General features: G+C 63.2%; 8 protein-coding genes. 7 read left to right on the top strand and 1 reads right to left on the bottom strand.

Annotation, left to right across the window (positions count from 1 at the left end):
- The 7 genes from AHiyo1_RS08640 to AHiyo1_RS08610 all read left to right on the top strand — a co-directional run.
- Positions 1-1,464: ABC transporter substrate-binding protein (locus tag AHiyo1_RS08640; protein WP_172465535.1), on the top strand; the 1,464-nt coding region annotated here is incomplete at its 5' end.
- Positions 1,465-1,569: 105 nt separating this feature from the next.
- Positions 1,570-2,244 carry a cysteine hydrolase family protein gene (locus AHiyo1_RS08635; RefSeq protein ID WP_059388284.1) on the top strand — a complete coding sequence of 225 codons (675 nt, stop codon included), beginning with the start codon at positions 1,570-1,572 and terminating at the stop codon, positions 2,242-2,244.
- Between the two features lie 29 nt (positions 2,245-2,273).
- Positions 2,274-3,011, top strand: a complete 738-nt coding sequence (locus AHiyo1_RS08630) for a hypothetical protein (protein ID WP_059388283.1) — start codon at positions 2,274-2,276, stop codon at positions 3,009-3,011.
- Complete coding sequence (locus AHiyo1_RS08625; RefSeq protein WP_059388282.1) at positions 3,008-3,832, top strand: MBL fold metallo-hydrolase; 825 nt, start codon at positions 3,008-3,010, stop codon at positions 3,830-3,832. Before AHiyo1_RS08630 ends, AHiyo1_RS08625 begins: the two co-directional genes overlap by 4 nt.
- An 84-nt stretch (positions 3,833-3,916) precedes the next feature.
- On the top strand, positions 3,917-4,840 hold the full coding sequence (locus AHiyo1_RS08620; protein WP_059388281.1) for a polysaccharide deacetylase family protein: 924 nt from the start codon (positions 3,917-3,919) through the stop codon (positions 4,838-4,840).
- A gap of 29 nt (positions 4,841-4,869) precedes the next feature.
- Complete coding sequence (locus AHiyo1_RS08615) at positions 4,870-5,271, top strand: cupin domain-containing protein (RefSeq protein ID WP_059388280.1); 402 nt, start codon at positions 4,870-4,872, stop codon at positions 5,269-5,271.
- Positions 5,271-5,645: an aldolase/citrate lyase family protein gene (locus AHiyo1_RS08610; RefSeq protein WP_059388279.1), complete on the top strand. Its 375-nt coding sequence runs from the start codon at positions 5,271-5,273 to the stop codon at positions 5,643-5,645. The genes AHiyo1_RS08615 and AHiyo1_RS08610 overlap by 1 nt, the downstream gene beginning before the upstream one ends.
- Here AHiyo1_RS08610 and AHiyo1_RS08605 read toward each other — a convergent pair.
- On the bottom strand, positions 5,642-5,861 hold a 220-nt coding region (locus tag AHiyo1_RS08605; RefSeq protein ID WP_172465534.1), incomplete at its 5' end, for a hypothetical protein. The genes AHiyo1_RS08610 and AHiyo1_RS08605 overlap by 4 nt on opposite strands.

The following is a 5,861-nucleotide window of genomic DNA, read 5'->3' as shown; positions in this document are numbered from 1 at the left end:
CTCCCGGACAGCCTCACCCCCGCCCCGTGGGGCGGCAGTGCATCACACGTTGTGCTCAGCGGACTCGGCTCCCAGTTGCTGGAGTACAAGACCGGCGCAACTGATGACCAATCATGCTCGACGCCGTCTACCGCGGTGACCGGCCGGCTCGCCGAAAGCGCGGTTGCCGCCCCGGACGGCAAGGGGGTCATCGTCAAGCTGCGGAAGCTGACGAGCCAGTTTGGAAACACCCTCTCGGCCGAGGACGTGAAATGGAGCCTCGCGATCGGGATGGTGCGGCAGCCCGTCATGAAGGGGACGCTCAAGAGCAGCGGATTCAATGTGGACAACCTCGTCACCGTGATCGATGACCGCACTGTTGAACTCAACACCCTCGGCATGACGTCATACACGCTCGAGTCACTGCAGAACAATCTCTTCTACATCCACGACAGCAAGGAAGCGAAACTTCACGTCACGCCGGATGACCCCACGGCCAACAAGTGGCTCTCGAAGAACCTGGCCGATTACAGCGGGTGGAAGCTCGAGGAGTTTACTCCCGGGACGTCCCTGACGGTGACCGCGGACCCGAACTGGGGAGGCGATCGAGGCTCGGTAAAGCGGGTTGTGGTCAAGGCCGTTCCCGACACCGCGACCCGGACCCAATTGGTGAAGACCGGCGAGGCCCAGATTGCCAACGGCTTCGAATATGACCAATACAGCTCCATGACCGGTGTCAGTGGGGTAAGTGTCCTCAAGTGCACCAGCCAGACACGCGACACCATGATGTTCAACACGAAGACCGGTCCGCTGGCAGACGAGAAGGTTCGCCAGGCAGTCTCCATGGCGATCGACCGGGCCGCCCTGGCCAAGGGTGCCTACGCCGGCCTCGCGGACCCGGCGGGCTCGATCTTTCCCGCGGTGAAGGATTCGCCCACCTACAAATATGACCCCGACGGGGCCAAGAAGCTGCTGGCACAGACCCAGTACGCGAACGGATTCCCCCTGACACTCAGCTACAGCGTGAGCCGCCCGGGTCCCGTCGCGAAGAGTTCAGCCGTCCTCATCCAATCCATGCTGGCAAAGGTGGGCATCACGGTGCAGCTGTTGAACGTTGCGAGCCCGACCGACTTCTCCTCGGCGCTCATCGACGGACGCTTCCAGGCCGTCCTGTACTCCGAGCCGATCGTCATCGCAGACCCCGCGTTCTACACCTACGCGTTCTACTCCACGGGAGCTCCGAGCAACAGCACCGGATGGTCCAATCCTGAATTCGATGCCGCCCGGACCCAGCTGGCCGCCACCCCGAGCACGAACACGGACCAGCGGGCGGCCCTGCTCAAGAAGATGGCCGGATTGGTGGACCAGGGCGCCCCGATCCTCTCTCTGGTGGAGGTCCGGAACCTGATCGTCAAGCAAGACACCTTGACAGGTGCGGTACCGCTCACCAACGACCAGGTCTATTTCGCCGGTCTGGGCAAGTAGCAAATCCCAAGAAGCACATGGTTCTGGCCGGCGGGGCGACCGCCGGCCAGGACTCACCCGACCCCAGATCCGCTGTGACCCCGGATCCGCTTGAAGGAAGAAACCATGATTGAAATCTGTGGCAAACCCGTCCGCGACACCCTCGAGGAACTGCTCGATCCCGCCACTACTGCACTGGTTGTCATCGACATGCAGGTGGGAGCTGTTTCGCACGGTGGCGCAATTGGGGATTCCGGGCATGACATGAGCATGATGCCGTCCGTCGTCGAAAAATGCGGGCGGGCCATCACCGCGGCCCGTGCCAATGGGGTGCCGGTTTTCCACATTCGTGTCGAGAACCTTCCCGACGGCGCAAGCTCGCCGGCGGCCTGGCTGCGTGCCCTCTATACCGCTGCGAACGGCCGCCCCATTGACCTCGGCAAGCTCAGTGCCAAAGGCGACCCCGCGACGGAATTCTGCGAACCCTGCACGCCCGAAGACGGGGAAGTCGTGATCACCAAGCGACGTCCCAGCGCTTTCATCGCCACCGAACTCGCCTTGCTGTTGCGCAGCCAGGGGATTGAGTCGGTGGCGCTCGTGGGCGTTTCCACCGGTGGCTGTGTGGAAGCGACCCTGCGCGACGCCGTGCACAACGACTTCTATGCCGTGCTGCTCGAGGATGCGGTGGGAGCCTACGACACGGTGGTGCACGACGCCGCGTTGACCGTCATGCGGGCCCGGCACGACGTCTGCACCCTCGACGAAGCTATTGCTGTCTGGGAGACAGCCAGCGCCTCCTGAACCATCCGGATCCAAGGGAAGGAGTGAAAATGAGCGGTTTGCTGAGCGGCCGGATCTACCGGCTCGGTGGGGACATCGAACTGGATGAGCGCGTGAGCTGGTGCCCGCCTGGCGTACAGCGTGCGCAAGCGGTGAACTGCTACTTGATCAAGGGGCCGTCCGGTTCAGTGCTGGTGGATACCGGGATTCGCCTTCACCAGGAAGGCATCATCGAACAGCTCGACCGGCTGCTGTCACCCGGAGAGCCACTATCCATTGTCCTCACCAGGACAGAAATGGAATGCTGCCTCAACATCCCGGCCATCGAGGAACACTTTGCGTTGGCGCGGTCTGGTACACGGCGGAATCACCGTGCCCCGTTCGAAGGCCGAATCCAAGCGGATTGCCGTGGATCCGGGGACGTCGATGCGCGTAGAAGTGCAGGACGGCGTCGTCGTCGAACTCGTGTCGCCGCTCCTCCGGCTCCTGCCGACCTCTGGGTGTTCGATCCGGAATCGGGCGCGCTGCTGACCTCGGATGCGTTCACGCACGGCGGGAGTGCCAAGCCGGAGACCCGCGAGGGGCTCCGGAAATTCCGCTGGTTCACAGGGGCAGATACCGGGCCGATCGCCAGGAACGTTGCCGACATCTTCCGGGACCGCGATGTCCGCGCCGTCGGGCCCGGCTACGGGACACCCTTTGTGGGCAGGGACCTGTGCCTTGAGCAGGCACAGCAGCTGGCGCGGGCAATCGAGGAAGTCGGGATCCAGAGAGTGAGAGTCCAGTGAAGCACGACGCAGTCGAACTCCGATGGCTTGCCGACGGAACCTATTGGCTGGGTGGCTGCCTGTCGGCCAACGCCCAGGGGCAGGAAGTCCACTATCACGTCTCCTCCTACCTGGTGGTGGGCTCCAAAGCGACGCTCTTGGTGGACACGGGGGATCCGGCTCACCGCGCCCTCCTTCTCGCCCAGCTTGAATTGGTTCTCGGTGAACGTCCCCTGGATTATGTGTTCCCGACCCATCCCGAGATCCCGCACGCCGGCAACCTGCCTGCCCTGCTGGACAAGTATCCCGGGGCGCTCGTAGTGGGGGATGTCCGTGACTACCACCTGCATTTCCCCGAATACCGCTCCAGGTTCCGGACACAGGCGGCCGGAAGCCGGATCGATCTTGGCAATCGGGAGTTCCGCTTCCTTCCGGCCTTCATCCGGGACCTGGAGAACACTCTCTGGGGCCACGACGACGGCGCCCGGATGATGTTCGTTTCGGACGGCTTCTCCTTTATCCACGATGTCCCCGCAGCGCGCGGAGACGGGGAAGCAGAGGACGACGACGAACCGGTCCACCTTCCCGGCCAATGCCGCCTGTTGTCGGGCGAGATGCCGGAACCTCCCACCGTGGACCAAGCGGCGTATGGCACCGGGAGGGCTCTCTACTGGACGAAGTTCGTGGATGTCAGTGATGCCTTCGAGGCGATCGAAGCGGTACTGGACACGCTTCCCACGAAACTGATCGGCCCGGCCCACGGCAACGTGATCGACGACGTCGACGGAATGCTCAGGACGTCATTGGCCGCGCACAGGAGGGTCTATGCGGAAGGCCGCTGATTGCATAGTGAAGTTCAGTTCAATATAATGAATTCTAGATTTCGACGCTTCGATTGATAGCGACGAACGGCAAGGAGTGAGTCAATGCGAGACCTCATTGGATACGGGGAAAACCCCCCGGTCGTGACGTGGCCGAATGGTGCCAAGGTGGCCATCTCCATGGTCATCAACTACGAGGAAGGCGCGGAGAGCTCCATAGAAGCCGGTGATGAAAGCGATGAAGACGTCACGATTTTCGGTGGATGGTCTTCGGACCCGGGCCGGCGGAGCCTGATGAAGGAATCCTTCTTCGAGTACGGCAGCAGGGTAGGCATCTGGCGCTTTCTGGCTTTGCTCCGGGACTACAACGTGCCCGCGACATTCATGGCGTGCGGCGTAGCCCTGGAGCGAAACCCGGAGGCCGCCCAGGCGATCGTGCGCGATGGACACGAGATTTGCGCGCACGGCTACAAATGGCGGGGAACCGTCGGAATGACTCCGGCCGAGGAACTGGCCGAAATCCGGGCCTGCGTCGCGGCGATCGAGGGAGTCTCGGGAGTCCGGCCGGTGGGTTGGTACGTCCGCGAAGGAATCACGGAGAACACCCGTGCGATCCTCAAGGACGAGGGCTTCCTCTATGACTCCAATTCCTACGCGGATGACCTGCCGTATTTTGTCTCCGCCGGGGAATCCCGCCACCTGGTGGTCCCTTACTCAGGCGACACGAACGACGCGAGGTTTTGGGGTCCCGGAAGCCTCGGGACAGCGGATGACTTCTTCAATGTACTGAAGGACAGCCTCGACTGCCTTCTGATCGAAGGGGAAACCGTGCCCAGGATGATGTCCGTGGGAGTGCACTTGCGCATCGGGGGGCGGCCCAGCGTGGCCTTGGGCGTCAGGCGCTTCCTGGAGTATGCCCGTGCCCGGAACGACGTTTGGTTCGCCACTAGGGAGGAAATCGCCCGGTGGTGGATCGCCAACCCGCCTGCCGCCGGTCAGCTCGAACCAGCGTACGAAGGCCGCGCGTGACGACGTCGATGCCGGGAGGACGGACTCCAATGGCCACTGACATTTCGCGCTTGGTCCACAACGTGGATGAGCAAGGCTTCACGGCGCTTGAGAAGACGGGCTTGCGCGGACAAAGGGACCAGGGGCTCGTCTCTACGCTCATCTCGCGTGACCTGAGCGGCTCCGACGACCTCTGCGTCAGTTGGGGCAGGGTCCTCCCCGGGCAACATCACCTGTGCCATCACCACCCCGATGCCTCCGAGTTCTACGTGGTCATCTCGGGCGAGCCCCTCGTCCATCTGGGCGACACCGAGTACCGGGCCAAGCCTGGCGATGGCATCTACATTCCCCGCGGCACCACCCATGGCATAACCAACGACGGCGACGAAGACGTCAACCTTGTTGTCGGCGTCAGCAAGCCCGCCGACTGGCAGTTCGTGGCGGACGAGTGATGGCGGCGTCGCTGGTCCGGCAGGTCGGACTCATCACGGCCGAGCCGACGCCCACGCTGTTGTCCGTGGTTGCCTACCGAAACCTGGATTTCGTGGTCCTCGACGCAGAGCAGACAACATTGACCTTGCAGCAATGCGCGGATGCGGTCCAGCGACTGTCGGGCGCCAACACCCGGGTGGCCGTCCGTGTCCCCGACCTCGACGACATGACCTTGGTGGCGTTCGCGAACACGGGCGTGGACGAGATTGTGCTCCCCAGGGTGCGGCATCCAAAGGAACTTGAAAGGGCCTATCGGGCGACGAGGTTCAGCCTTATGGGTTCCGGCCGAAACAGGCTTCGTTCGCCTCGGCGTTTGGTGCGGACTATTCGCTAGAGCCCCGGCTGACGGTCCTTTTTGAGACGGTGGAAGCCGTCGACGCCGTCGAAGACTTCGTCGCGTTGGAGTGTTTCGACGGCGGCTGGGTTGGCCCCACGGACCTGGCCGGCGAACTGATGAAACAGGGGAGGCCCGGGGCAGTCGCTCTTGAGGAATCCGTCCAGCGCGTCGTCGACGTCCTCGGCGCCGCCGGCCAAAGCGTGGGCCTTCCTG

Source organism: Arthrobacter sp. Hiyo1, assembly GCF_001263615.2.
Lineage (GTDB): Bacteria > Actinomycetota > Actinomycetes > Actinomycetales > Micrococcaceae > Arthrobacter.
Note: the sequence above shows the minus strand (reverse complement) of the source record. Positions and strands in the feature narration are given on the sequence as shown.

Coding starts and splice junctions, on each gene's coding strand:
- AHiyo1_RS08610 (WP_059388279.1), top strand. CDS start 5,271: ATGGCGGCGTCGCTGGTCCGGCAGGTCGGACTCATCACGGCCGAGCCG.
- AHiyo1_RS08635 (WP_059388284.1), top strand. CDS start 1,570: ATGATTGAAATCTGTGGCAAACCCGTCCGCGACACCCTCGAGGAACTG.
- AHiyo1_RS08630 (WP_059388283.1), top strand. CDS start 2,274: ATGAGCGGTTTGCTGAGCGGCCGGATCTACCGGCTCGGTGGGGACATC.
- AHiyo1_RS08620 (WP_059388281.1), top strand. CDS start 3,917: ATGCGAGACCTCATTGGATACGGGGAAAACCCCCCGGTCGTGACGTGG.
- AHiyo1_RS08615 (WP_059388280.1), top strand. CDS start 4,870: ATGGCCACTGACATTTCGCGCTTGGTCCACAACGTGGATGAGCAAGGC.